The sequence below is a fragment of the Arthrobacter sp. UYNi723 genome, from assembly GCF_054057635.1.
This window is the reverse complement of record NZ_JBSRZM010000005.1, coordinates 1-25368: the sequence shown is the minus strand read 5'-3', so window position 1 is coordinate 25368 and position 25368 is coordinate 1. Positions and strand designations below refer to the sequence as shown.

Genomic DNA, 25368 nt, shown 5'->3' with positions numbered 1-25368 from the left:
TCTGTTTGTGGGTGTGTGCGGCGGCGGGCAGGGGGACTGCTCCGGCCTAGAGGTTGGTCTTGTGGGCCGCGCGTTCATTGACGGGGATGGTGGCGTCGAGCTTCTCGAAGAGCTGGATGAGCGCGATCATCTTGTCGTGCCGGCGGCCGGTCCAGGCGTCGCCCCAGGTGCCGTTCTCGACGACGACGACAGGCATGGACTTCCCGTAGCGCTCCACGACGTGCTCGAACGCGGTCTTGTTGCCGAACTCGGCACGGGGTTCGGTGTCTGTCTCGACGTTGATCTCGCGGAAGGGGATGCCGCGTTCGGTGAACTTGGCTTCGGTGGCGACGCAGATCGAGCAGTCGTTTTTGCTGAAGACGGTGACCGTGGGAAGGGTTTCGGCGTTTGCTGCGGTGGTGATGCTCATGGAGCACCTCGCTTTCAGGGCATAGGAAAAGCCCCCGTCGACTGGACGGGGGCTTTCTCGGGTATTGGGCGTGGAGTCAGGTCTATTTGCGGTTGAGGGCGTTTCGGAAAGCGGTCACGACGATGTCTATCTGTTCGGCGGACATGGGCGGGGCTTCGGCGGCTTTCTTCTTAGCCCAGGCTTTGAGTTCGGCGTTTTCTTTGTCCGCCGCCGTCCCCTTGCCGGGTTTGACGTTCAGGCGTGCGTCGACTTCGGGATGTTCGTTCTCACCGTGGGCCACGGCCTTGTCGTAGGTCAGGTGGGCCTCCAAGGCGGGCACTTTCCAGGTCGTGCCGCACTCTCCGCAGTGGACGTGCGTGGGTTGCTCGGGCCGGGGATGGATCAGTGATTCGGTGACGGGAATGTTGGGGATGATCACGAGACCAGCTCACTCTCAGTGAGTACGGCGAGGACTTCGATGTGCGACAAGGCAATTCCACCGGGGCGACCCTCGACCCTAACGACGGGCTCGCCCGAGGGCAGTGCCCACGCTTCGCCGCGCGTACGGGATTTCAAGGGCGCGGCTTGGTGTATGCCCGGCCAGAAGTGGACGGGAGTTCCCTGCGGGTGTTTCTGGTTGAAGGCATCTGCGGTCTCGACGGCGCGCTGGTACTTGGTCTTGCGGGGGCTCATGGCTGGTCGCTGCTTTCTTCAGGATTTTCGGTGGTGTGAGGAGGTCCGACGGGGCGCATGTGTTGGCGCCAGGTGATGGTCGGCACGGTGCCGGTGGACAGTGGATCTGTGGTGTCCTGCCAGGACACGCTCTCCGGGCCCCAGGAGGTCACCGGATCGTTGGCGACGTATTGCGGACCCAACTCGATGTTGGTGACCCACACAGTGCGCCCGGTGGCTGCGTGCAGCCACACCTGGCCGGTCTCGACCGGGATGCTCATGGGATCAGCCGGAAGCTGCGCACTGATGCTGTATTCGGCGAGCAGCTGCTCGGTGAGGGCTTTGGACTGGGTGAGGTTCAAGGCTGTGTTGTCGCGCACGAAGCCCGACAACACAGCCTTGGTGACGGACTTGGTGCTGGTTGCTGCCATGGTGAGGTTCTCCGTTCTGCGTCCTGGCCGGATGCGGGGATCGTTTTAGCGGCTCTTGGCCGGTTCGTGGTGATCGCAGCGCGGGTCGCATGTCAGGTGTGAGCCGAGGCCCATCCTGCATTCCGGGCACTGGTGTCGGCAGGCGTCCCCACAGGTGGGGACCGGCTCAGGAACAGCCGGGCCGCTGTAGCTCCAGGTGACGCCGTCGATGTCCTGGGACAGCTCGATGAATCCCGGACGCAGCTGCGTCTCCGGCCCGTCGTAGAGCTCGGGGATGAAGCCGGGGTCTGCGTTGAGACTGCTGATGACCCCGCACTCGCCCTGGTCCGTCAGAACGTGGCCCTCGTGCCCTTCCTGGGCTTCTTCTCTGCAATCGGGCATGTCGCACCACATGCGGCACGGCGTGCCGTTCTGGGCGTCACAGACACCCCTGAAGGTGATGTCGCCCCGAAGACCTCCGGGGAAACCACCGGAGATCCGGATTTCGATGCGATGAACGTGCTGAGCTGCTGGTTCGGCTCTTTCAAGCTGGTCATTCGTGGACATGGGTGTGCTCCTTCGACGGGGCTGATGGGTTGGGGTGATGCGTAAATCGGCGAGGTGGTTATCGGGCGCTGTAGCGTGTGTGCCATGACAGAGGACGTGCCCCCGGCTCTGCGCCCTCCTGTTTCGCTGGCATTGGCCAAGGCTGTGGAATCGGTGCCGGCCGAGAGCGCGCTGCCCGGTGGCTGCATGTACGAACCGAAATGGGACGGTTATCGTTTGTGCGCCCAGGTGAGCGCCGGCGGGGTCTCTTTGTGGTCTCGCCAAGGCAAGGATTTGACGCGGTATCTGCCCGATCTCCAGGAGGCCATCGAGGCTCAGGTTCCCCCTGGCTGTGTGCTGGATGGGGAGGCCGTGATCTGGACGGCTGACCGGCTGGACTTTGATGCTCTACAGCGGCGCCTGGTGGCCTCAAAGGTGGGGTTGCGTGACTTGGTCCGGGAACAGCCGGCATCGTTCGTGGCGTTTGATCTGCTGGCCGTGGCCGGGCATGACATCAGGGACGCGCCCCTGATACAGCGGCGGGAGCTGCTGGAGCAGTTGGCGGCTGACTGGGAGCCTCCGCTGAACCTCTCGCCCGTGACCAGGGCCCGCGCCCAGGCGCTGACATGGTTCGAGGAACTTCACCACGCAGGGCTGGAAGGGTTGGTCTGCAAAGCGGCAGCGCAAAAATATGAAGGCGGCGTTAGGCAATGGTGGAAGGTTAAGCACCGCGAATCTGTGGATGTGGTCTGTGCCGCCGTGATCGGTCCGATGTCGCGTCCGCAGTCCATCGTGGTGGGCCTTCCTGTTGAGGGTCGGCTACGGATCGTTGGCAGGTCCACACCGCTGACGGCGAAGGCGGCACAGGATCTGGCTGCATACTTGCAGCCGCCGCAAGGCGCTCATCCGTGGCCGGAGGTCATCACTGAGACCACGCTGAACAGGTTCAGCAAGGACAAAGGGTCTGTGACCCTGACCCGGGTGGAACCTCTGGTCGTGGAAATCTCAGCAGACACGGCCTGGACGGGGAACGCCTTCCGTCATGCCGTCAGGTATCTGCGGTCGCGGCCCGAACTGGCAGTCGCCGACGTGCGATCCCGGCAAACTTGAAAGTAAGCATGCTTGCTATTAGGTTGGTGTCAGCTTCTCCGTCAGGCCCCCATCAGGCGGAGCGGTTCTCAGGAAGGCCCCGCTTTACGAATCGTGCTGCGGGGCTTTTCAGTATCTGCGCTTGTGCAGCAGTGTTGTCAGAATCCGGAACGGCAGAGGGAGTGTTCAGTGGCTCAGGGTGACATCGAGACGTACTACGAAAATGGTGCGTGGAAGAACAAGCGCGAGGGCAACGGTCGTGCATTCGGCGCCGACTACAGCACCAAGGATGAAGCAGTAGCTGCCGGCCGTGAAGCCGCGAAAACCGACAAGGTCGAGCACGTCATCAAGAATCAGGACGGCCAGATTGCGGAGAAGAACAGCTACGGCAACGACCCCCGGAACGTCCCGGGCTGACGCAGGCTGTTTCTGAACGCGTGCTGGTGAAGACCGCGCTTATTCAGCCGGCTCGATCAACTCGGGCCCGTTGTTCCGGACGCTGTTCACCCTCGTGCTGACGATTCGAGGTGTCAGGACCGGCTCAGGCAGGGAGTCCAGCGAGTGCTGGACGTCGTTCTTGTCTGTCATATCGGGGTCGAGCCACTCAGCGAATCTGTCTTTCGGGATGATGACCGGTGACCTGTCGTGGACGTGGCCTAGGGCGTCCTGGGCGGTCGTGGTCAGCACCGTGCAGCTGAGCATCCACCGTGCGGGGTCATCTTCGGGCACCGCCGGATCTGCCCACCATTCGTACAGCCCGGCGAAGCCCAGAACTGGCTCGTTTTCCGAGTAGAGGTAGTTGGGGATCTTCTTGCCGTCTTCGGTCTTCTGCCACTCAAAGTAGCCGTCGGCCGGGACAATAGCTCTGCGCTTGACGGCGGCTTTCCGGAACGACGGTTTCTCCAGGATGGTCTCGCTGCGGGCGTTGATCAGCTTGTTGCCGATCTTGATGTCTTTGGCCCAGGACGGCACCAGGCCCCAGTGGGCCACCAGCAGATGCCGCTCGATACTGCCTTCGTCGAGCCGTTCAGCCACGATGGGCACGTCCTGGGTGGGCGCCACGTTCCAGCTGGGCGGGGGAGGAGTTCCCTCTACTTCCTTGGCATCGAAGTAGCTCAGAAGGTCACCGGTCGCCTTGGACATCACGTATCTGCCGCACATGAGGCCATTCTGCCTGACGCGGGCGCGGCTTAGCTGTCGGCGCGAATGACGATGAGCTTTTGGCCGTCCTTGAGAAGCGCGTAGAGGTTCCCGCGTGCTTCGTCGTAGGTCGCGCCTTCGGCGCTGATGTGGTCGTAATTCTCGTCTGAAGTGGTGACGGTGCCGGTAAGTATCACCGGAAGAGTTTATTTGGTCTCTGCGACTGTCGAAGCCGCCGGCCTGTGTCCCAGTTCCATGCGGGTACCGCAGGTGTCGCACCTGGCCGCGGAGAGCGTGCAGTCACGATTGCAGCCAGACCAGTCCCGGCAGAGGTGGCACTCTTCGTGATCGTGCTCAGTGGTGGCGAACCTGAAGCACTCGTTGCAGCGCCAGCTGCTGACTGCCACGGGGCTGGAAGGAGGTCGCTGCGTCATGCGGTGAAACAGCCCCCGCACGCTGTAGGAGCCCCACTCGGTCTCAACGGTGGTGCCTGAATCACTGAGGCGTCGGTCCGCGTAGGCGGCAGTTGCCTCCTGGCGGTCCTGGTTTCGCTGGCGGATTACGGCGACGGCATCCTGGATTTCCTGTTCGCTGACCATCCAGCGGGACCCGACCTTGAAGACCGCCACGCGAGTGGGCCCGAAATACGCTGACCCGTGCAGGGCCGCCTGGCCCCGGTAGTAGCTATATGCGTTCATCCGGACATGCTGGGCGCATCTTTCGATGGCGTCTTTCAAGACGATATTTGTGCCGGCGTCCTGCTTCTCTGGCGAGTCCATGGAAGCCAGTTTGCCACGGTCAGGCTCCTGTCCCGGGCACACGGGTGTAAGCGCACATATGCAAGAAACCCGCACCCCACGGGAACGTGGAGTGCGGGTTTCTCTTGTAATCAATTACTGGGGAGGAGTCAGGGTGAAGGTGGACGCCTTGTCGCCGAATTCATCGTTGACCACGACCTGGACCGGGCCCTTCTTGATGTCGAATGCGATCACTCCCTGGCTGACATCGCCGGCGGCAACTTCCTGGTTTGGCAGGCCGCCCATTCCCTCCTCAAGGTAGATCCGCTCGCCCTCTTTACCCTCCGAGTCGAAGACCTCGAAGTTGGTCGGAGCGGAGTTGGTGCTTCCCGTCAGGGTCTGCCAGGAAACATCGACCAAGAGGAACCCTCCGTTCTGCGGCTTCATGTATGACATGCCGGGGATCTCAGCGGTGTAGAGGGAGTCAAGGACGCCGACCCTCACGGTGTTGCCCTTGGCCACCGTGACCACGATGGAGTTCGCATCGCTGGCGGTGGTGGAGCCTGCTGACGGCTTGGCCGAGGCGCTCGGTGCGGCCAGTGAAGCGGAGGGAATCGGCGGAGCAACCGGGAGGTTCCGTCCTTCAAGCAGCTGTGAGGCCATGGCAAAGGACATCGCGGTGTAGATGATTCCGAGGACGACACTGACCGCCCAGAGGCTGGCGGTGACGATCCAGGCCATCTTCTTGTGTTCCGGGTAGCCTTCCAGCGGACGGCCGTCCTTGTCCTTGGTATTCCCGGTCAGAGTGATGATCAGATCCACGATGGACCAGATGCCCAGGCCACCGAGCGTCAGGAGCTTGGCGACACCGGAGCCGATCTTGCCGAGGTAGAAGCGGTCTACACCCAGGTTGCCGAGCAGGAGGGACAGAATCCAGGTGGTCACGAAGGACTTTCCCGGTCCACCGGCGTAGGGAATTTGCCCGGAGGGCCCGGGCTGGTATCCGCCGAACTGCTCTCCTTGATACTGGCCCGGGCCCCCGAAGCCGGGGGAGGGCTGTGGGACGGGCGGCGCCGTGGTCCCTTCGTTCTGGGGCGCGTGGGGATAACTGGGATGGCTCATTGGTGTCCTTCTGTGGAGGTATGCGGAAGTGAGTGAGTGTTAGGGTAAACCAGCATAAAATGCCACTTTGAACAAAGCATATGGTACTTCTATGCTGCTGTGTGAATTGTGGATCGAAGTGAGCCCGGGTTCCTGTGAACCGGGGATAGCTCAGGGGTCGTTGGCCTCAATGGCTGCTTCCTGAGCGAAAGGGTGCATTCTGTGGTTGAGGCAGTTGGAGCAGGTGGTGTTCCAGTGGTCCGTGTCGCGTTCGGTGCTCCGCCGGCCGACGGCGTCTGCCCCACAGAGATACGTTGAGGAGGTTGGCCAGGTGAGGTGGTGGACAGGACCCCCGCCGGCCTCAGTTCTGCCCGTAGCGGCGGCCATGGTCATGAGTTCCTCGACCTGATCCGGTGTCGCGCTCGGCAGTGTCTCTGCCAGCTGCTGGCGCAGCAGATCCTTGGTCTCCGATGTCTCGGTCATGGTGGCTCCTGTTCAGTGGTTTATTGGACGGCGCCCGAAGGGCTGCGAATCAGCTCTGCGAGCAGGTCGTCGACCTGCTCGGTGGTGTTGGCCACGCGGACTTCCGCCCCGTGGCTGCGCATCTCGGCGATGACTTCTTTCTGAAGCCGTCTGGGCCCCTTACCGGGGCGCTTGAGCTCGATGAAGACCGTCTGGCCGTTGCCAATGACGACCCTGTCAGGGACGCCGTTGTTGCCGGGGGAGGTGAATTTCAGGCACATGAATTTCAGCGCCTTGCACTGCTTGAGGAGGTGCTTGTCGATGATGCCTTCTGGTGTGGTCATGGCGGAGTTCAGCGATTCTTTGCTCAGGTAGGGATGGGATGGGCAAACAGTGAAGTGGGGCTGACACAACAGCAGGCGGCAACCCGGACTTTTCAGTCCGAATCACCGCCTGCCGTTGGATCGAAGGTGCTACGCGTTGGCTGTGGCCGGCTCCTCTTCGGGTTCCTGAACCAGGGGGCCGTTCAGAAGAGCGTCGTTGTCCGTCTCGTTCATCCAGTTGCCCTCGAACGACTCGGCCAGCATCTGGTTGTAGATGTCCAGGTCCAGGCAGCCGAGCAGCTCCCGCAGCTCGTTCTCCGGAAGGCAGTGCAGGTCATCGTTGATGATCAGCACGCTCCACTTGGGATCAATGCCCGAGATCTTCCTGACGGCAACGTCCTGGTTCGCAGGCAGCAGTGTCAGGTTGTTCTTCATTGCGTCCATGTGATCCCTGGCCAGACCCTGCTGACGCAGGATGGCCCTGGCGATCGGATCGGTGGCCACCGGATTTGCCCCGTCGCGCTGGCGCTTGGCCACGGACACTGCCGTGACCACCCAGGCGCCGGCCGCCCGCAGGTTCACCGCGCCGGGGGTTCCCGGCCTGACGATGAACATGCGGTTGAAGTGCTGGAGCGCCCGCGGGTTCCGGATCTCATCAGGATCTTCGCCCTCCACCCAGGCATCGGATGCGAAGGGGTAGGTGATGGACCCGAATGAAGCGGCGATCACGTTCTGGAACAGCTGGGCTGCGTGGACGGGGTCATCATTGCTGATGACATCGGTAAGAAGGTTCTTGCCGATTTCCCGGTCCAGCGGTTCCTCCAGTGAGAGGGGCGTATTGCGCCAGACGGGCTGGTACTCGCCAATGATGAGTCGGAGGTACTGCGCCAGACCGTGATCGAGCACAGCGGGATGCGCCAGGCTCTTGGTCGGGTGCGGTCCCGCGTGGCAGGACAGCGAAGCTCCCGAAGCGGAGATGATCTTCGTTTCCCACTTCCTGGACGGGTCCTTGGGGACTTCAAGTTCCATGCGGTTGTTGGAGTCCTTGCTGACCAGCAGCAGCGGTTCGGGCTCGATGTCGACGTGGATCAACGCTGCCTGCTCCGCGAGCACACGGTTGTTGGTCTCCTCGTCCAGGACCGAGTACAGACCATCAGTGTTGGTGGAGATGATCCGGGCCCCGGCCAGTGTCTGGGCCTGGCCGATGCGCCAGGAGAACAGCTGGCCGATGATCCGCATCGAGATGATCTGGTTGTTCATCCGGATGGGGGTCTTGTGCGTCGTGTCGCCGGCGCCGGAAGCTGTGTTCAGGATCAGCTTGGTGCCGTTGCGCAGAGCAGCAAGATGGGTCTTCTCTGCTGCGCTGATACCGGGTGCTTTCATCTCGCGTCCGTAGCGTTCCTTGTCGAAGAAGATCTTCGCGTAGCGGTCTGCCCCAAGTTCTTCGTTGTAGAACGCGCTCATGTTTCGGAGCATGTTGGGGTAGTAGCTGGTGAAGTCCTCATGCGTCGCGGCCGCGGCCGAGGTGAACGTGTACTTCGGATTGAGCTTGTTGGAGCCGTCGGTCTTGGCGACAAACAGTTCGGGGCTCTTCTTCTGTGGCGTATCGCGGTAGGCGGCGTCCTTTTGGGTCGAGTTGGAAAGTACTTTGCGGTAGTCCACGACGCGGCCATTGGGCAGCGTGAGGTTGTGCGGCTCCGCCTTGGCCAGAGCCAGCAGGTCCGCGGGGTTCGGGTAGAACTCCTGGGCCTTGGCGATCATCCCGTCCCAGTCAGTGCCCGCTTCCACTTCAGCCTTGGGGGCTGATTTGCGGTAGTGGACCTTCTCTGGGTTGCTCCCCAGCAAAACGGCCTTGTAGCTGATCTCGGTACCGTCAGGGAGCACCACCAGGGCCGCCTGCCGCTTGGCCTCGGCCAGCAGCTCCCCGGCATCCGGGAAGCAGGCTTTCGCTTCGTCCAGCGCAAGCTGAGCTTCCAGGTACTCGATAACGTCCGTCTTGTAGGCAGCCGTGTTGGCTTCTGCCCCATGGATGCCGCCGGTGGAGAAGGTCGCGAAGCAGGTCGACGGAGTGCCGTCTGCTGCGAAGTACGACAGGTTGTTTGGGGCCTTGGGGATGTTCGCCAGGTAGGAAACGCCGAGCCTGGATAACGGGAAGCACTGCCGGTACTCCTCGGAGTCGTTGAAGTTCTTGCCCTCGATGGACTTGTAGTAGTCGTGGACCTTCATGAACTCAGCCCGGGCGTCCGGATCTTCAATGTTCTCGAAGAAGAACTCCCTGGAGGAATCCAGGACGTTCACCCGGGGGATGTTCTGCTCCCGCGCGACCGACTCGGAGGGGTACATGAAGCTGACGGTCTCGATGTCGTTCAGGTTTCCGTAGGGGCTCAGAATGAGACCCACGAACTTGGCTGAGGAGGCATCGGGGGTCAGCCGGCCCCGGCGGACCTTGTGGGGGCGTATATCCGGGGCATAGGAGTCGTACTTCTTCTCGTAGATCGTCTCCGGGTATTCGTCCAGGAGTGCCTTCTTCAGGTCGAAGGCGCTGGCGTAGGTGGAGTGCTCAAAGAGCTTGTCCAGGCCCACCACGTCCGAGACGTTGTAGGCCAGCAGGTCCATCAGCTCCTCGACGGTGTTGATGTTGGCGTTGTGGCTGCCGAGCTTGTCCGACTCCAGGATCTGGCGTCCGAGCATCCCCAGCAGGCGCTTGAGGCCCACAAACTGCTGGGCCTCGTTCAGGCGCGCGACGTCGATATGCCGTCCCGTGTTGATCATGGACTGGCGGATCTTGTGCACAATCGAGTTCCAGCCCGCACCATCGGCCACAGGGCCTTTGGTGAGGTAGCCGGGCATGTAGGAACGGAACTCGTCGCTAAAGAGGTTGTTGTTGTGCGCACGCATCGCCGATGCCTTGACCGGAACAAACTCCGTGCCGGGTCCGATGTGACCGAAGGCTTCCATCAGGTACACCGCCAGCATGACGGTGTCATAGGCAAAGGAGTTGTAGCCGGCCAGGAAGGGGTGCTTGGTCAGCGGGTCATAGTCGGGGTCCGTGTCACAGACGATCCTGAACTTTGACGGATACGTCGATTCGGACTTCGAGTTGTTCACATGTTCGGCGTCGGAGAGGCCGAAAATGCTGACCAGGCGTTCGTTGGCCTCCAGGGTGCTCAGATCCCAGAAAGCGATGGGCCGCTGACCGGGGCCGCCGGCGTAGGCAGGGTTCTTCTCAACGATGGTGTGCCAGGTCCGGGGCACGTCAATCAGCGAGCCGCCGAGTTCAGTGACAAGCTCCGTGTTGGCCGGGTCCACGAGGTAGAAGACCTCGATCTGGTTGGTGTGCGGGGTGAACGTGCAGAGCGTGAAGACGTTGTTCAAAGACTCGATGTCGTAGAACGTGAAGAGGGCGTTGCGCGATGTCACCGGAGTCTTTGTGGCGGACATGAGGGTGACCTCCTTTGAGGTGGGTTTAGGTGGATGAGCTTGCGAACTCGGCGCTCGGGTCAACGGATGCTGACCCAGGCGCGTCATTTGCGGTGAAGGGTGTCGCTGAAGTGTCGACGAAGCCACCGGCACCGTTGGTGCTGCCGGTGTCATCGGGATCAGGGTCGTCCGGGTCCTGCACAGACTGCGGCACACGCCGCAGCAGTCCTCGGTAGGACGCCTTCAGCGGATAGGGCAGCGCCCGCTGCGCCACCGTGGTTCCGGTGTATGTCTTGTTGGTCCAGTCCTTGAGGTCGTATTCCACCACCAGTGGCTCCGGGGTGGAGAGCTTGTTGCTGGGCCGGATCTTCAGTTCTTTGTCCGTGCAGTACCAGGTCGGCGACTGCTTGACGATGGCCACCAGATCCTTGATGAAGATGTTCCTGCCCACCGGCGAACCGGAGGGCGAAGTCTGGCCAAACCAGACGCGGTACAGGTCGTACAGGAACGGGAAGGGCAGCAGATCCCAGGTGAACTGGTCCTCGAACTCCTCGAAGAAGGCCCGGACGGGGTCGTTGAACTGCTTGTATTCTGCGAGCACCAGCTGGGTGGCCAGTGGTTCCGACAACGAGTAATAGTCCATATGCAGGACCCGCTTGAGCACGTATTGCAGAACGTCATCGCGGTGCAGGTAGTCATTTTTGATGTACTTCCGCTCCACGCCTGTAAAGCATTTGGTGAAGGGCACAAACAGCTGCCTGCGGTAGAAGGAATCCGACTTGTCCTTGATTCTGGGGAACTCGTTCAGGCACTGCACCATGAAGCCCCAGAACTGGAAGGCAATCGGCATCTTGTGCTTGCGGTTGATGGAGATCACGTCGTTGGTGATGATCGCTTTCAGATTCGCCGCCTTGTCGACGAAGGTGCCGACGTCGTTCTCGTCAACGATGATGGCGCTGGCCCTGGTCAGCGGCTCAAGCAGGAACTCCTTGCCGAAGTCGCTGATGGGAATCGAGGCGTAAGTCGCCGGCCCGGTAAGGTTGCGCATCAGTTCGCACAAAGTGCCCTTACCGTTGTTGCCCTGCTCCGCGTAGAACCATGCGGATTTGTTCCAGCGGACGTGTGGGCGGATGATGGCGCCGAGGATCTCCCACAGCAGCTCCACGATCTCCGGATCGTCGGAAAGTTCGGACATCCAGGACTCAACGTCCCAGACGGTTTTGTCTCCGGGGTGGGTGATGGGGACATTGATGGCGTTGGGGTTGTATTCGACCTGAGACTTGGACAGGAACACCAGGTTGGGACTGAAGTCGCGCAACTTCTTGGTGTGGAAGTCGAAGACACCGTTCTTGACGGCAATCAAGTCGCGGTCGTCGCAGCGGTAGGTGCGAGGGGCGCTATCTTTCAGGGCCGCGTGGACTTCACGGAAGTCATTGGTGGTCAGATCGTAGTTGTAGCTGCGGGCCACGCTGCGGAATCCGTCGTCGCTGGTGAGGTAGACACCCTCGTCGTCGCCTTCCGAGGCGTAGATGGCCAGCAGGTCGTAGTCCCGGTCGGTGTTCTTGCCCGAGGGGGCGATACGCACCACGCGGTGAAGCTTCAGCATGATCTGGGCGATCTGGGTGCAGGTGAGCTTCCTAAGCAAAATGATTTTGTTGCCGGGTGCGCGGCCTTCGTTTTCGATCGTGAACTCGGCGTTCACCTTGTCGAGGATTTCCTGCTCGATAATCGGCGGTGCCGGAGGATTTTTGGGATCAAGGTCAGCCAGGTATTTCTGCGTGGCAGACCGGATGATTTCGTTCTGTGGGACAGCCATAGCGAGACCTTTCGGGTGTGGGCGGCTGTTTCGACTGCCGGACAGAGTTACATTGTGGGAGTGCAAATCTGCTCGTAATTGCGAAGAAACGGCTAGTCATGAGTTTATGTATATTCGTTGGATCAAGCAACCTCTCAAGGGAAAACGAGGCCGCATCCCCGTGTAGGGTGGCGACCTCGTTTTGGCTGGTTTTCGTGGATTCCACGCCGCAAATGCGTAACTGACCGACAGGCAGTACCAGACCCGTCTGGCCGCCTTTAGCGTGTCAGCCGTTCTGGGCAGTGGCAGCGAGGCCGACGAGGAAGAGCACTCCGAAGACTAGGGCGGTAAGGAGGATCGGAATCCAGCTGATAATCACGGCGGCCAGGGCCAGCCGCCGGCCGGACTCGCGCCCATCGCTGTGCTTGATCCGGGACAGGGCGATGTGTCCGAAGATGACCCCGCCGAAGAAGCCGACGGCAGTGACAAAGCCCAGGGCGGCCGACACGGCGGCACCCATGGCCATGCTGTTGATTTTTGGTTGGGTCCGGGTGCTTGACCCGAGGCCCAGCTCCTTGGGTGAGAAGTAGGAGCCTGAGAAGAAGTTGCTGCTCATGACGAATTTTCCGATCTTCGGTGGGTGGGAGGTGGGACGGCATGGTGATGCGGGTGCCGCGGCACCCAGCGTCCAACCATGCCCCCGAGCGCGCATCGCGCGCTGAAGAGGTTCAGTGAGCACACGCAGTGCTCACTGAACCGGGCGGCCAGGGCTCAGCCGTGTGGTTCTGATGATCAGTCGCCCAGGGAACCAGGGGCCGCACAGGCAGAGGGCCCGGGGAGCAGATGTACCGCTTGTACCGTTTCTTCCAAAAAAATACGGTACATATTCCGATGCCCGCACATCGTTGGATTGGCGGGCTTTTTAGGGGCTCAAAGGGGGGTGTGGATATATATCTATGATCTATCTAAAAAAATACGGTACACACCTAAAACCCTTAGTTATCAAGGGTTTTGCCCCTCTGAACACCCATTTGTACCGTTTGTACCGCCGATATTCGCACTCCTGTACGCACGCCTGCGCCCGCACACACGCACACGCATTGATCTGAAAAAATCCGGTACATCCGGTACAGGGGTGCTTTAGCGGTCGATTCCCTTGGTTTAGCAACAAAAAAGCCTGTACCGTTTCTGAGATCAGAAACGGTACAGGCTTTTCGGCGGCGGGTGAATGAAGGCGTTTACCCGTGTCAGCACGGGGTTTTTCCGGTTGTACCGTTTTTGGGAAAAACGGTACAACGGCCCTGCGGTGCCCTGGACAAGCGGCTTAGGAAGTGAGCGTCTTGCCGACGGTGCCGCAGGTGGCCCAGGCGCCGACCTTCTGGCCCTTGGCGATCTGAGCAGCCTTGGTGTAGTCGGCAAACTTCCGGGGCTCGGGTTCGCTCTGGGGCTTCTCATACCAAGCGCCCGCGAAGCCGTTCTTGATCAGCGTGGAGCCGATGTCGTTGGGCGATCCGGAGCCGTCGTTCGCGGTGAGGTAGCCCTGCGCGTTGCCATGGCTGTCCGTACGGGCGGACTTGGGGTCGTACGTGACCCGGAAGAAGCCCTCGACGTTGATGACGCGTTTCAGTTCCGCTGCGGCCTCGGGGCCGCCACAGGCGTCAATCGCGGGGGCATCAATGCCGAGGATGTGCACAGTGGTCTTCGGTGCGCCAGTGGGCTTGCCGTCCTTGTCGCTCACAGGCAGGAGCTCGATGGTGTCCCCGTCGACGACGCTGACGAAGGTCCCGCGGAGCGACTCCGGCTGGGCCTGCGTGGGAGTAGCCGATGCTGTGCCCGGAGTGCCATTGTCAGGAGCAGGGGTGGCCTGACCTGAAGCGCAGCCGGTGAGTGCTGCGAACAGGGAGCCGGCCAGGACACCGGCGCCGATGAATTTCGCGGTGCGTGTATGAGTATTCATGGGGGTGTCTCCTGGCTAATTCGTTGGTTTATGGCTACTCCAGTGTTGCATTGCTTGTAGCCGACCGGCTATTCTGAAGGCACGCTACAGCGGGTTTACGTGTGCGTGTGTGGGTTGCGAAAAGCGACTTTATCGGAGGGTTTCCTGTGGGAGGGAAGCCCTTCGATTTTTTTGTGCGTTCCCGGCAATGGAGCGGATTGACCGCAGAATTCTTAAAAAAAATAAGGGCCGTGCGCAGCCTCGCTGCCGTTGCAGTCGAGAAGCCGCGACGGCCCTTATCGTAGAAACCGCAGTCTCACAGGGTGAGGCTCGGGAGTGTGTGGTTCTACCGGACGCCGGCGCAGGCGCGTTCGACGACGTAGACGATGTCCAGGCCGGTGCGGTAGTAGTTGCCGAAGCGGACTTCGTACGGCCGGAGGCTCAAGGTGCTGAATCCCGGCACCTGGCCCATGAGACTGAAGAAGCGCTTGGTCTTGGCCGCGAGCTGGGCTGCGTCCGGTGCCTCGAACTTGAAGCGGTGATAGAAGCCTGCATCCGTGGTCGGCATCCCGCCAAGAAAGGCGTGGATGCTCATCAGGTCCGAGGGGCGCGGAGCCAGCAGCTCGCCGTCGTTGTTGTATGTGGTCTGGTTGATGAGCATGGCCCGCACCTCCTTTTTCCGGTAGTTGTCTGTTCCTGGCATGTTTGAGGGGCTTTTCCCTGACCAAGAACTGTTCATCCCCACCCCCGGTGACCTGGGCCAGGTCACCAACCCGGAATCCCGCGCTTTCTTGATGCACAAATACCCGACGCCGACACCGTGGCCGGGTATTTGTGCCATCAGCCATCTGGCGCACAGCCAAAAAAGAGGGCCCGAGTGCGTCTGTGAAGACACACTCGGGCCCTGCGCTGTGCTGGTCACAGCACGCGCTACTTACTGACCTCGGACCCCAAACCGGACTCCTTGGCGCCGGACAGTTCTGATTCCCGAACCGCTGGGGGCACCGGGCGGTACAGCCGGACCAGCAGCAGAGCCAGCACGGCGCCGCCGAGCGACACGAAAGTCAGCGAGCTGAGCGCTGATACCAGGGCAGCCGGAACCACCACCGAGAACAGGTTGAAGACTGCGTGCAGCAGGATCACGGGTGTCAGCCGGCCGGTTTGTTCGTAGACCATCGCCAGTAGGATCCCCAGCGGCAGGGTGACCACGATCTGCACCAGGTTCAGGTGCATGAGCGAAAACAGCCCGGTGCTGAGCACGGCAGCCGCCAAGGGCGGCATGTGCCTGCGCATCCGGGAGTAGGTCACGCCCCGCATGAGCATTTCCTCGCCCATGGGGGCCAGGACCAGAACCACGAGGAGCATCAGCAGAACAGGAGCCTCCGCCTTGGTGGCCGCGTGCGCATCGAAGTCCGATGACCCCACGAGGCCATAGAGCCACACGGCGGTCGCCTGCCCGACCAGCCAGCAGACGCCCAGGAGGATCGACACCAGCGCCCAGAAGCCCGGTCCCCGGCTAAGATCCCCGTTCTTGCGAACGGGGATCTCTGAGCCGCCCTGGGGCCTGTTTGAGCGCAGCCAGAACAGGCCCGCCGTGAACAGCACCGCGTTGGAGACCACGGCGCCGATCATCGAGCTGCCCGAGATCAGCGTGGTGATGATGGCGGTGCTCAGGTACAGCGCCAGGGCACCCACGATCACGGCCGCGGACGTGACCCAGCCCCGCAGGGTGTTGTTGGGATTGGGCATGGGTTCCTCTCTAGTGGTTTTCTTCGACGGGGTTGTCTTCAACGACGCGGGAGACCATGGCCTGGACCGAGACATTTCCCCGGAAGTGGTTCATGGAGAACTCGACGCGCAGCCGGATGTTCCGCTCCTCGGGAAGCGGGGAGTCGGCCCGTTCCTTGAGGTCCAGGAACAGGTCCGCCGAGTTCCACCACAGGCACTTGAGCCCGTTGCGGGTGGTGAGCCTGATGTGCTGGTTCTCGGTACCCAGGGTGGTGATGCGGCACTGCGCCAGATCCAGGACCAGCTCGAACTCGGGTCGGGTGAAGCCGTGACCGAAGGGCACGAGCATCTCGATCCGCTCGGTCATGGTGGCGATCTCCTCGATGTCACTGAGGTTGGCATCGCAGTCCTCGGTGGACCCGAACCGCAGATCAGGGGCCGTCGCATCAGCGAGCTGCCCGCTGGCCAGCAGATCCGCCATGATCCGTTGCGCGGCCGCCGCCATGACTTGATGGAAGCGCAGCAGCTCGTCGTTGCTGGCCACGCGCACACCGCAGGCATTCTCGTGCCCGATGGCCGTGAATCCAGCCGCCGTCATGGTCTCGATGATCGGGAACCAGAACGGGGAGCGTGCAGAGCCTCCCGTGGGTTCACTGTCGGCGCTGGCCCGATGCAGCACCACGGTGGGCGTACCCGTGCGGTGCATGAGCTGGGAAGCGATGAGCCCCAACATGCCCGCCGGCGCATCCGAGAAGTAGACGTACGGAGCCAGTGGCTGGTCCGTTGTCTCGATCTCTTCGAGGTGCTGGACAGTTAGCTCCTTGCGGAGGTTGTTGCCCTCGACGACCCGCTGCATACATGCAGTCTTCTCCGCGGAGGTGGGTGCAATGAAGACGCCGAAGCAGTCCGACATCGACCCGCCGATCCTGCGGGCTGCGTTGAACGCAGGGGCCAGGTAGAAGCCGTAGAAGCCCTCATTGATGTCCGAGATGGAGCGCAGCTTCCCGACTCTGGTGAACTCCTTCAGCGCGATGCTGAAGCCCTCGAAGGCCGCGAGAAACACCGGGTGGTGTCCGCCGGCCTTGAGCAGAGTCATCAGGGTCGTTGAGTTGATGTCGATCTCCTCCTCGGGGTCCTGCGGGGGAGCGACGTAGAGCAGACGTGCCAGCGAGAGTGAATCCCGCACGAGCTGCCGGTTCTCGAACAGCAGCGGCATGACATCCGAGACAGTTCCGATGCCCGCGAAGAGTTTGAGCATGTGAATGCTGTCCAGCTTCCGGGGCAGGTATTGGAGCGCCCAGGCTTCGAGCACCTGGTAAAGCACATGCGCACCGCAGATGCCCGGGTTCGCGTAGGTCTCGTTGATCCTGGCAGGGTCCACGGTGACGTCAGCGATCGAGCCCGGATGGAGTTCGACGTGGTGGTCCGTCACCAGGGTGGTGATGCCCAGGCTGCGGGCCAGTGCGATTCCTTCGCGCGAGTTCACCCCGCCGTCACAGGTGATGATGGCCTTCACGTTGGGGTACTGGCTGTGCACCTCGGCGATGTCCTCAGTCGTGACATCGTGGCCTCGGTTGTAGTCCGGGATGTGCAGTGTCACGTTGAAGCCCAGCTCGCTGAATCCGGCGTAGCCGAGCACACCGGAGGTGATGCCGTCCATATCGAAGTCAGGCACGACGACCAGCAGTTCCTGGGAGTCATGGATGCGCTTGAGCTCGACAAGCATCCGGTCCATGTCCAGGAGCGTGTCATGGTCCGGCTGGTCGATGGCGGTCAGGTATTCGTCTGTCCACCCGCGGCGCTCCCGCAGGAGGCTGAACAGGTCAGGGGACTCGTCGTTGTAATTGGTGCCTGCAATCCCGGGCAGCGCAGGTGGGGCGAGCTGTGTTTCCATGCTCATGGTTATCTCCTGGGGGTATTGGGTAAGGGGAAGGCAAGCCGGGGGATCACTCCGACACCCTCAGAGTCAGGCGCACGTAGCTGCCGTCGTTCTGACGGCGTAGTCCCGACTCCGGAGGCAGGACCAGCAGACAGTTCAGCTCGGCCGCTTTCAATTGGTCCATCACCACTGCGGTGATGGTTCCGTCGGTGGCATCAATACCGGGGCCCGCGTCAGTGGCCGGCGCAGGCATCAACACGATGTTCGCGTCGATGGCGGCAATGTTTCCGGGGTCGAAGGGCACGGTGCCCCTGGTCTCGGAGAGAACCTGCTCCACGAGAGGACGGGTCGTGAGGTCCCACTTCGGCGGCACGGTGTCGAAGATGCTGTACTCGATCCCGGCTTCCAGCAGCTGGTGGGCGGTGACCACTCCGGCTTCGGTGGAGATGTCGACGATGGCGGACTGGATCTCCTGTCGGGAGACCAGGGCTGCGACGGTCTCGGCCAGCAGGAAGGGGCTCGTTCGCCCGTCCGCCAGGAAGGCTGCGGTCCGAACCAGCGTGGGCTCTGCGTCTGTGTCCTCGGAGGAGGCGGTTTGGGCGTCCTCGAAGATGAGCTCGTCAGGAAGGATTTCCACCTCGGTGGTTTCGCCGGCGGCAGCGGCGGCCGCCGGGGATGGTGCTTCGGTCATAACGATGTACTCCGGTTCTGTGGAAATGGCGCGATGATGTTGGTTATTGAGCAAAAAACGGCGTTACCCTATGGTGCCACTGTAAGCAGGGGAATCTGACCCGTGGTGAGGTTGTGCCTGGGGCACAGGGTCGGAGAGACGGACCAGCCCATCTCGTTGAGCCGGGCGGTGATCTCTTCCTCGGTGAGGTGCTTACTCTCCTCGATCCGCGCGGTCTGCTTGCAGGTGAGGTCCTCACCGATGCACTCGACCTGCGCGTACTCCGGTCCGCGATCGTGGTCAGTCATGATCGCGTTCAGTCGTGAACCGGCGGAAGTTGACTCCGGCTGGGCAGGGGTTTTGGGTGCAGCATCAGGCGCCGGAATCTCGAAGCTGAAACTCTGCTGCGGTGCCGCCCAGGCGGCGCGCTCTCCGGTGTTGCGCTCGACCCAGGCCATGGCATCGAGGATGCAGGGCCGCCGGTGACAGACCCGGGTCATGGTCAGCGGCTTGTCTTTGGCGATCCCGTCGCCGGTCTGGCTCTCATTGACGACGCGGTGTGAGTATTCATCGTGGTCGCAGCGTGTGTCGTCGTCGGCCGAGCCCTGGATCTCGTCCTGGTGCTGGTCGCCCTGCTCGGTGTACCAGTCGGCAAGACCCAGGGTGGTGTTGAGGTCCCGGACTTCGTACTGCCAGTCCATGACGGCACTGGCAGGGACGTCGACATGGCGACCGTCATCAAGATAGGCGGTGGTGAATGTGGACATGATGATTTCACGGTTCCTTCGGGGGATTGATTTGGGTGTTGGTGCGGAAACAAAGCAGCGCCTGCACTCCCGGGGGAGACAGGCGCTGCTTTGAGGTACTGGAGTGTGACGGCGGGCTTGCCGGCTTTTTTAGAACGGCGGCTCTGCATCGGGGCCGTTGCCCCATCCGCCGCCTGCATTGCTGACGCCGGGCGTTGCCCAGGGGTCATCCTGCTTTGCGGGCTGGTTACCGCCCCAGCTTCCGCCGGAGTTACCGCCCTGGTTGCCGTTGCCGTTGCCGCCGGCGAAGCCGCCGTTGTTACCGCCGCCGAAGCCACCCTGCCCCTGATTGCTGGACCGTTGGGTTTTGTTGACCTTGGCGTTGGCGTACCGCAGGCTCGGGCCGATTTCATCGACTTCGAGCTCAATAACGGTGCGCTTCTCGCCTTCTTTGGTTTCGTAGGAACGGCTCTTGAGTCGGCCGCTGACAATCACTCGCATGCCCTTGGTCAGGGACTCGGCGACGTTTTCGGCCGCTTCGCGCCATACCGATGCGCGGAGGAACAGGGTTTCCCCGTCCTTCCACTCATTGGACTGGCGGTCAAAGGTTCGCGGGGTGGATGCGATGGTGAAATTGGCCACCGCTGATCCGCTCGGGGTGAACCTGAGCTCAGGATCACTGGTCAGATTGCCTATCACGGTAATGGTGGTTTCGCCGGCCATGGTTTCGTCTCTTCTCTGGTTTCGTTCGGGTGGTGGTTGCGGCTCGTGGGTGTTCTTCAGACCCCGGGGGTCTCTTCATCATCGAGAAGGCTGTCGAGCAGCTGTCCCGGCGGATGGTCGCGGTGGCCTTCGTTGTCAGGGTCTTCACCCTCGATGTCATCGTCGTCGTCGCTCGGCGCGTACCAGACGGCTTCGATCTCCTGGTCCCACGCTTCCTCGGTGAGGAGGTAGCCAATGCGGTTCACACGGTGCAGGCCGGTCACGGCGTACAGGGAACCTTCTGCGTCCAGGATTGTCCAGAGATGCTTGGAGTCCGCGGGAATTCCCTCGAAGGTGGGTCGCACGCTGTCGCCCCGGGTATCCGGGATGACGGTGAACCGGGCGTCAAATTCGTCTTCGGTGAGGTTCTTCATGGTGGTGCTCCTGAAATCTGTCTTGGGTTAGTCGTCGAGACATTCCCGGATGTGTGTGGTGTAGGAAACGATGAATTCGGTGCCGGAGACGCCGATGATGCGGCTGGAGCTCTCACGGGGAGCACCGAAGCCGAAGGCGACGTCGTGTGCGTAGTCCTCGGGTGAGTTGGCGCCGTCCGAGGCAGCGGCGATGACGTGGTCGAAGTACTTCTCCTGATCCAGGAGAAGAGTGACCGTGATATTGCCGTCCCTGTCCATGCGGTCTTCTGCCCGACGGGAATCCAAGGGGAGGCCAACGTTGCTCTTCGCAATTTCGGTCGTCTCCAGGATGTTGCTGCCGGGCACGCGGCGGGCAATGTCGTGGGCGACGCTTTCCTCAAGGGCGAGGGTCATGATGGTCATAGTCATGGCGGGGTAGCCTTCCGGCTGATGGTGGGACAGGTCAAGGTCAAACGATTTTCACGCGTGATTCACGCATGCGTGAATTGCTGTGTGTGAACAGCCTACCTGCCACCCCCGACTCGTCCGGGTCACCTCCGGTGACCACGCGACGAGTCTGACGGAGACAGAGCAAAAAGAACCCCGTGCAGCTGCCGGCGGGTAAGCCAGGGCTGCACGGGGTTACGGATGGTGCTGAACTTTCAAATCTGTCAGCTGAACGTGGCCGGTTTCGGGTTCAGGCCACTCATGGTGTGGTCGTTGACAGAGATCCTGCCATCGGTGAGACGCTGCCACCGGCCGTTGTTCTGGCGGCGCCACGGGCTGCGGTCGATGCTGCCTTCATCCATGTCAGCCAGGACGTAATCGGAAGTCATCCAGGCCGCGACAGGCGCTTCCGTGCGGATCAGCCTGCGCACGAAGGATGCGATTTCATCGGTCGGGCCTGCGTTGATCAGGGCGATGCGCCTGGCTTCGTTCGGTGGCCGGCTTGGCGTGGCGACGCGGAACGCTGGGGTGGCTCCAGCCGAATTGCGGAACTTGGTGATGTACCAGTCCCCGAAGTATCGCTCGGCAGCGTGGGACTCTGTGATTTCTTCAGCAGCCTCCCACCAGTCTTCGGGGGTGCCCTGGAACACTGGCTGTGTTGTTGTTTCTGCTCCCTCTTCTGCGGCGTCGATGTTCATCGTGTATTCACTTTCTGCTGTGGGGGTGCGGGCGTGTCGCACTTGTCGGGGTTTGGTTCAGGTCCAGCTGCTTGCGCCCGGTACGCGCTATCGGGCTCGAATGAGGAGCACGCCACGGTCGGTAACCAGCGCGCCCAGGGCCTCGTCGATGGAATGAGCGGCCGGGGCTTCGGCACGGAAGGTGGAATCACTACAGCGATCCAGCCTCATCGGCTTTAGCCGTTCAGGCACCTTGGTGATCAGCGCTTCCACCCGTGCCCGTACGGTCTTCTCGTCCAAGGGGCTGCGCCCGAGAAGATCCGGGTGGCCCCCTGTGAGAACGGCCTGGGCTACAGAGGCAATGAAATTCCAGGCGTCGTCTTCTCGATGCAGGCCGGCCAGCAAGGGAAGATCATGCTGGAGTGGTGCCAGGAGGTCGTGGATCTGCTGGTAGGACGCATCAAAGTGCATGATCTGCCACAGCGCATCGTCTGACTTTTCGAGGGATTTCTTCAGGTTGTCCAGCTCGGGAGGGTTGATTGACCACGATGGCAGCTTGGCCAGTTCACTTTCAATGTGCTCGTGGTGCTTGTTCTCCACCTGGAATTCGTCGATGGCCCCCGTGGTCTGCCAGGTGTCGGCCGGCCCCGCTTCGAGGAATCTGTAGATCGTCTCGCCCTGGTGGAAAATCTCGTAGACAGCGCAGACCATTCGTCGAATGCGCAACCGTGCGGGCAGTTCCATGGTCACGCCCGGGGCATATGTCGCAAGCGATCCCAACTCGACCTTTATGACCTCCAGGTCAGCGATGAGCCGGTCCACGTCATGCAGGGGGTCGGGGCTGTGCTTGTCCCGGTTCGCACCTTGGCGGATGCGGTCGATCTTCGCAGGCGCCTTCGACCATCCCGCCAGGCGGAGAGCCTCGGTCATCTGGAACAGCGAACTGTTGCTGCTGGTCCAGCTGGAATTTGATGCTTTGAGCATCCGCTCCCACACTGCTGCGGCATCCCGGGCGACCTCTCCGAGCTCGTCCTGGTCGTACCCACGCAGCTTGAGTCTCTTGGCCTGCTGAATAGCCCTGTCAGTTCCATTCTCAAGCTGGTCGATAACACGCATGACTTACTGACTCCTCGTGGGGATCTGATCGGATGATGTACTGCGTCGGCGGCTGATCTTGCTGATGACCGCCATGAAGTCCTCCCGGGGCTCCCGAAAGTTCTTCATGCCATGTTCTGCGGCGGCGGCACCGCTTTCAAAGAGCGGCACGTCCGTGGTGTAGTCCAGGCAGCTGGGATCCAGAACGCCGCAAATGAGCCCCAGTCGCACTGCGAGCATGTCCTCGGGGTTCCGGTGGCCCAGCCAGCCGGAGCACGCGCAGCCGTCTGCCTGATGGCACAGGAACGTCGCTGTGGCGTCCTGCTCGAAGGTCTCTCCGTCGTAGCCGGCGAGCTTCTGATATTCGCTCTCGTCCCAGACACCCGAGGGCACGTTCTTCCGGTAGGGACACGAGCCGCAGGGACTCTTCCGGGGCTTCGCGGGACTGCTGTTGCTGCTCATGTTGTGCCTCCTTTCAGGTGAGGGTTTCTGTGCTCCATGTGGTGGCCGCCGTGGCGCCAGTGCAGTATCGCACCGAAGGTGTTCCGGGCGACGTGGTTGCACTGGCTGAACAGACAGCCGTAGGGCACCCGGCCTTCCAGCCGCGTCAGTTTCTCGTAGCTGTCGCTCCAATCCATGGCGATTTATCCTTGTGACATTATTTACGGAAATCATTTTGTGAATGATTAAGGGCAGGTCCGCGGCGGGCCCGGACTCCATTCGGGTCCCGACTTCACTCTGGATCTGCTTCAGATGCGGGGTACCCGGATGGTCTGCTGACTCGATGTCAGCGGGTCCACGAGGATGAACAGAGCTGTCTTCGGCGCACGTTCTGCGACGTACCTGATCTGCTCAAGGCACAGCCCCTGGATCTTCACCACAGCGCGCTGCACATACGGCAGGCGGGTGACTGCGACCAGCTCATCGAGCTGTTGCTGGGTAGCTGCCGGGGGAGCTACCAGGACATCGTTGGAGGTGTTCCATGACCAGGTCAAGAGATGGTTTTCCATCCACTGCTTCTGCCGCCGGCTCAGCCGGTGGGCACTCGGATGGGATGCCCGCGCAAGCTGCGTTTCCAGAGCGTGCCTGCGGGCCTTCCTCGCTACCTTGCGCTTGTCCCACAGCACGTCACCGGAAGCGACTGCCCTGGCTGCTGCGCGGTTCGTCTTCCGGGGCATGGTGATCTTCACTCCCAGGTCCGGAACGGCCGCGAGCTCTACGGGTTCTTTGCGCTCTTCGCGCCGGCTGAAACTTCGGTTGCATGCCATGGGCGAAGCACCTCCTTCAATGGATATTCGAGACAGCCATCTGAAACCTCAGATGCCTGCCGATGGTTTGGGTGGGGTTGCGGAGCGTGGAACGACTCTGCGACAACCCCCGGGTCGGCGGCAGCCGACCGGTGCCTCACGGCACCCCACACTGCCCCTGTCGACAGGAGCCGCGAGGCGTCTGCACTGGCTCTTCTCAGAGACGCCTGGGACGGAGTCACAGCGGCTCTGTCCGAGGGCCGCGACAGCGGACATCGGGAGCTGGTGCCACTCGCGAAGCGATGGCTCCAGGGGCACCCCAACGACGCGCAGCGTTGTGGGGCAAGAGAGCGCCAGCGAACGCAGTAGGGGGCCCGGAGCGCAGCGGAGGGTGAGGGAGCGAAGCGACCGAAGGGGAGTCGGCTGTGCCGACCACCGAGCGTAGCGAGGTGCCACCCCCCCTTATGCCCTTTCTCTTTCTCCCTCGCATCTGGAGCTTTAGCGGAAGATCGGGGGGAGTTCTGTTGACATGTCGCGGGAAAGTAGCGCCTACCACTTGATTCCTACCCACCCATTTATGGTTCCTACTCGTAGGGGGTGGGTTGGAAGTGGCGCTAGTTTCCGGCGGTTGAAGGCTTTTGAGTTCCTACCGGGTCTTTAGGTGCATGGCACCCGGTAGGAACGTTGCTGCAACGCAGCGTCATGGCCCGTGCGACGAAGGAGTAGGGACGTGTTTGGCCTTCATTTGATGCTCGTGTCAACAGGCGCTGTGACGAAGGATCAGCGGTTCCATACGAGGTACCAATGGGGCGCAGTCTGAGGAACGAAGACGGAGTACCAGGGGTGCCGAGGGAGCTGCGCAGCAGCTGATGCAAGCACTTCGTCGTGTTGGGTTTCGCAGGCCCGCAGGGGTCCATCCACACGCCTTCACAGGATCGCCCCAGGGCTGAAGTAGTCGCCGCTCCAGCGGCTGAGACATCTCTGGTTTCAGTGGTCGTGGCATCATCGTCAGGATTCTGCTGCGGGGTCTCTGACGGTCGATGCAGACACCGCTTCCTCGAAGGTCGCCGGCTTTCGTGGTGCTCTCACCGCGGCTCAGCAGAGTTGCTCCGACGTCGTGGTGGCACCTCTGGATCTTCTCTTCGCCAGGGGAACTGTCACGGTGTCCAGGGCAGCAGATTGCGTTACAGCAGCTGCTTGCTGCCCGGTGCCTGGGCGGCGTCAGCTCCAGCGTCCCATCCTCGGCCTTTTACCTTCCGGGCTGGGGAACTTGTTCATCCAGCCGGGCCAAGCACTGTATGCCCGGGGACCGGCACGGGCTCTGATGCAGTGTCCTCAGCGTGCGGTCCGACGCTGCATCAACGGGCTTAGAAGGAGCCGGTTTTTCGAGTCCAGGAGAAAGCCCTCAAAGGGGGTGGTTGGCGGCCGTCATCTGACTGGCCTTCCATCCTGTATCGCCCCGGCCTAACCCCATCTGCTCCTTGGCTCACCTGGTGGTTTGGGGACTCTCTGACACACGGTTGTCACGAGCAGAAATAGAGATCTGCTCCTCCTTTGGAGCTCTATTTCTGCTCGTGGCAACCGGACTCCCGGACCACCTGGTGAGCGGTGGGGCTTTGCGCCAGTGCATCGCCACCCGCCCCCGCCCCTCACTCCTTTTAGCACCGTGCATCCAGCCCAGCATGGCGCTCGTCAGAGTGCCGGTGATGAAAAAAATGCAGCCCACAGGCTGCAATCTTCTGGAC

At 61.7% G+C, this 25368-nt stretch carries 30 protein-coding genes; 2 read left to right on the top strand and 28 right to left on the bottom strand.

Annotated features, from left to right (window positions below):
- Nucleotides 1-46: 46 nt before the first annotated feature.
- The 5 genes from ACVWY0_RS05380 to ACVWY0_RS05360 all read right to left on the bottom strand — a co-directional run bounded on the left by ACVWY0_RS05380 (nt 47) and on the right by ACVWY0_RS05360 (nt 2037).
- Entirely contained in the window at nt 47-409 is a 363-nt protein-coding gene (locus ACVWY0_RS05380; protein WP_485835762.1) for a glutaredoxin family protein, read from the bottom strand.
- An 82-nt stretch (nt 410-491) separates the two neighbouring features.
- Nucleotides 492-827 carry a hypothetical protein gene (locus ACVWY0_RS05375; protein WP_485835761.1) on the bottom strand — a complete coding sequence of 112 codons (336 nt, stop codon included), beginning with the start codon at nt 825-827 and terminating at the stop codon, nt 492-494.
- The gene (locus tag ACVWY0_RS05370; RefSeq protein ID WP_485835760.1) at nt 824-1081 is read right to left on the bottom strand and encodes a hypothetical protein; all 258 of its coding nucleotides are present in this window, start codon (nt 1079-1081) and stop codon (nt 824-826) included. The genes ACVWY0_RS05375 and ACVWY0_RS05370 overlap by 4 nt, the downstream gene beginning before the upstream one ends.
- Nucleotides 1078-1491: a hypothetical protein gene (locus ACVWY0_RS05365; protein ID WP_485835759.1), complete on the bottom strand. Its 414-nt coding sequence runs from the start codon at nt 1489-1491 to the stop codon at nt 1078-1080. The genes ACVWY0_RS05370 and ACVWY0_RS05365 overlap by 4 nt, the downstream gene beginning before the upstream one ends.
- A gap of 45 nt (nt 1492-1536) precedes the next feature.
- Nucleotides 1537-2037, bottom strand: a complete 501-nt coding sequence (locus tag ACVWY0_RS05360; RefSeq protein WP_485835758.1) for a hypothetical protein — start codon at nt 2035-2037, stop codon at nt 1537-1539.
- Between the two features lie 84 nt (nt 2038-2121).
- Here ACVWY0_RS05360 and ACVWY0_RS05355 point away from each other — a divergent pair, with 84 nt between their 5' ends.
- On the top strand, nt 2122-3126 hold the full coding sequence (locus ACVWY0_RS05355) for an ATP-dependent DNA ligase (protein WP_485835757.1): 1005 nt from the start codon (nt 2122-2124) through the stop codon (nt 3124-3126).
- A gap of 168 nt (nt 3127-3294) precedes the next feature.
- Nucleotides 3295-3522 (top strand): DUF2188 domain-containing protein, encoded by a 228-nt coding sequence (locus tag ACVWY0_RS05350; RefSeq protein ID WP_485835756.1) that lies wholly within the window; start codon nt 3295-3297, stop codon nt 3520-3522.
- Between the two features lie 39 nt (nt 3523-3561).
- Here ACVWY0_RS05350 and ACVWY0_RS05345 read toward each other — a convergent pair whose 3' ends face one another.
- From ACVWY0_RS05345 to ACVWY0_RS05235, 23 genes are all read right to left on the bottom strand, one after another.
- The gene (locus tag ACVWY0_RS05345; RefSeq protein ID WP_485835755.1) at nt 3562-4266 is read right to left on the bottom strand and encodes an SOS response-associated peptidase; all 705 of its coding nucleotides are present in this window, start codon (nt 4264-4266) and stop codon (nt 3562-3564) included.
- A 29-nt stretch (nt 4267-4295) separates the two neighbouring features.
- The gene (locus ACVWY0_RS05340) at nt 4296-4442 is read right to left on the bottom strand and encodes a hypothetical protein (RefSeq protein ID WP_485835754.1); all 147 of its coding nucleotides are present in this window, start codon (nt 4440-4442) and stop codon (nt 4296-4298) included.
- A gap of 9 nt (nt 4443-4451) precedes the next feature.
- Nucleotides 4452-4943, bottom strand: coding sequence for a hypothetical protein (locus ACVWY0_RS05335; protein WP_485835753.1), 492 nt, complete (start codon nt 4941-4943; stop codon nt 4452-4454).
- Between the two features lie 195 nt (nt 4944-5138).
- Nucleotides 5139-6104, bottom strand: a complete 966-nt coding sequence (locus ACVWY0_RS05330) for a TM2 domain-containing protein (protein ID WP_485835752.1) — start codon at nt 6102-6104, stop codon at nt 5139-5141.
- Nucleotides 6105-6254: 150 nt separating this feature from the next.
- A complete protein-coding gene (locus ACVWY0_RS05325) occupies nt 6255-6566 on the bottom strand; it encodes a hypothetical protein (RefSeq protein ID WP_485835751.1) in 312 nt (103 codons plus the stop codon).
- Nucleotides 6567-6586: 20 nt separating this feature from the next.
- Nucleotides 6587-6889 carry a PDDEXK family nuclease gene (locus tag ACVWY0_RS05320; protein WP_485835750.1) on the bottom strand — a complete coding sequence of 101 codons (303 nt, stop codon included), beginning with the start codon at nt 6887-6889 and terminating at the stop codon, nt 6587-6589.
- A 129-nt stretch (nt 6890-7018) separates the two neighbouring features.
- Nucleotides 7019-10309 (bottom strand): hypothetical protein, encoded by a 3291-nt coding sequence (locus tag ACVWY0_RS05315; protein WP_485835749.1) that lies wholly within the window; start codon nt 10307-10309, stop codon nt 7019-7021.
- A gap of 25 nt (nt 10310-10334) precedes the next feature.
- The gene (locus ACVWY0_RS05310) at nt 10335-12104 is read right to left on the bottom strand and encodes a DNA primase family protein (protein WP_485835748.1); all 1770 of its coding nucleotides are present in this window, start codon (nt 12102-12104) and stop codon (nt 10335-10337) included.
- A 265-nt stretch (nt 12105-12369) separates the two neighbouring features.
- Nucleotides 12370-12699, bottom strand: coding sequence for a DUF4190 domain-containing protein (locus ACVWY0_RS05305; protein ID WP_485835747.1), 330 nt, complete (start codon nt 12697-12699; stop codon nt 12370-12372).
- Between the two features lie 708 nt (nt 12700-13407).
- Complete coding sequence (locus ACVWY0_RS05300; protein ID WP_485835746.1) at nt 13408-14040, bottom strand: thermonuclease family protein; 633 nt, start codon at nt 14038-14040, stop codon at nt 13408-13410.
- Between the two features lie 325 nt (nt 14041-14365).
- Complete coding sequence (locus ACVWY0_RS05295; RefSeq protein ID WP_485835745.1) at nt 14366-14680, bottom strand: hypothetical protein; 315 nt, start codon at nt 14678-14680, stop codon at nt 14366-14368.
- Nucleotides 14681-14949: 269 nt separating this feature from the next.
- Entirely contained in the window at nt 14950-15768 is an 819-nt protein-coding gene (locus tag ACVWY0_RS05290; RefSeq protein ID WP_485835744.1) for a CPBP family intramembrane glutamic endopeptidase, read from the bottom strand.
- A gap of 10 nt (nt 15769-15778) precedes the next feature.
- Entirely contained in the window at nt 15779-17647 is a 1869-nt protein-coding gene (locus tag ACVWY0_RS05285; protein WP_485835743.1) for a DHH family phosphoesterase, read from the bottom strand.
- Nucleotides 17648-17693: 46 nt separating this feature from the next.
- On the bottom strand, nt 17694-18317 hold the full coding sequence (locus ACVWY0_RS05280; protein WP_485835742.1) for a hypothetical protein: 624 nt from the start codon (nt 18315-18317) through the stop codon (nt 17694-17696).
- Nucleotides 18318-18385: 68 nt separating this feature from the next.
- Nucleotides 18386-19063, bottom strand: coding sequence for a hypothetical protein (locus ACVWY0_RS05275; RefSeq protein ID WP_485835741.1), 678 nt, complete (start codon nt 19061-19063; stop codon nt 18386-18388).
- Nucleotides 19064-19192: 129 nt separating this feature from the next.
- Nucleotides 19193-19765: a single-stranded DNA-binding protein gene (locus ACVWY0_RS05270; RefSeq protein ID WP_485835740.1), complete on the bottom strand. Its 573-nt coding sequence runs from the start codon at nt 19763-19765 to the stop codon at nt 19193-19195.
- A 56-nt stretch (nt 19766-19821) separates the two neighbouring features.
- Complete coding sequence (locus tag ACVWY0_RS05265; RefSeq protein ID WP_485835739.1) at nt 19822-20178, bottom strand: hypothetical protein; 357 nt, start codon at nt 20176-20178, stop codon at nt 19822-19824.
- A 27-nt stretch (nt 20179-20205) separates the two neighbouring features.
- Nucleotides 20206-20586: a hypothetical protein gene (locus ACVWY0_RS05260; protein WP_485835738.1), complete on the bottom strand. Its 381-nt coding sequence runs from the start codon at nt 20584-20586 to the stop codon at nt 20206-20208.
- 242 nt (nt 20587-20828) lie between these two features.
- Nucleotides 20829-21344, bottom strand: coding sequence for a hypothetical protein (locus ACVWY0_RS05255; RefSeq protein WP_485835737.1), 516 nt, complete (start codon nt 21342-21344; stop codon nt 20829-20831).
- Nucleotides 21345-21389: 45 nt separating this feature from the next.
- Nucleotides 21390-22397, bottom strand: a complete 1008-nt coding sequence (locus tag ACVWY0_RS05250) for a hypothetical protein (RefSeq protein ID WP_485835736.1) — start codon at nt 22395-22397, stop codon at nt 21390-21392.
- Between the two features lie 3 nt (nt 22398-22400).
- Nucleotides 22401-22838, bottom strand: a complete 438-nt coding sequence (locus ACVWY0_RS05245) for a DUF6283 family protein (protein ID WP_485835735.1) — start codon at nt 22836-22838, stop codon at nt 22401-22403.
- Entirely contained in the window at nt 22835-23014 is a 180-nt protein-coding gene (locus ACVWY0_RS05240) for a hypothetical protein (protein ID WP_485835734.1), read from the bottom strand. The genes ACVWY0_RS05245 and ACVWY0_RS05240 overlap by 4 nt, the downstream gene beginning before the upstream one ends.
- A 111-nt stretch (nt 23015-23125) precedes the next feature.
- Nucleotides 23126-23644: a hypothetical protein gene (locus tag ACVWY0_RS05235; RefSeq protein ID WP_485835733.1), complete on the bottom strand. Its 519-nt coding sequence runs from the start codon at nt 23642-23644 to the stop codon at nt 23126-23128.
- Nucleotides 23645-25368 lie beyond the last annotated feature (1724 nt).